Annotated in this window: 1 pseudogene; it reads left to right on the top strand. The window is 47.5% G+C overall.

The features are described from left to right. Window positions 1-280, top strand: a pseudogene (locus QZL64_RS07570) (pseudouridine synthase); the annotation flags it as partial.

Here is a 280-nt window from a genome sequence, read left to right as displayed (position 1 = left end):
GGTACTTTGGACCCCTTGGCATATGGTGTTTTGCCGATTTTTGTAGGTAAGGCAACACGTATCATTGAGTTTACGGAATCCATGACAAAAACCTATGTGGCAGAAGGTCGCTTTGGCTACGGTACGGATACGGAAGATATTACGGGCAATCCGTTACAAGCGGAAATAACGCCTACCACTATTCCTACATGGGAAGAGCTGGGAGCTATAGTAGCTTCGTTTACCGGTAAGCAGGACCAAACCCCGTCAATTTACTCCGCCATTAAGATTAACGGCCGGC

This window comes from Veillonella sp. CAG:933 (genome assembly GCF_000431435.1).
In the GTDB taxonomy this organism is placed as follows: Bacteria; Bacillota; Negativicutes; order Veillonellales; family Veillonellaceae; genus Veillonella_A.
The sequence above is the reverse complement of the archived record's forward strand: the minus strand, read 5'-3'. Positions and strand labels throughout refer to the sequence as shown.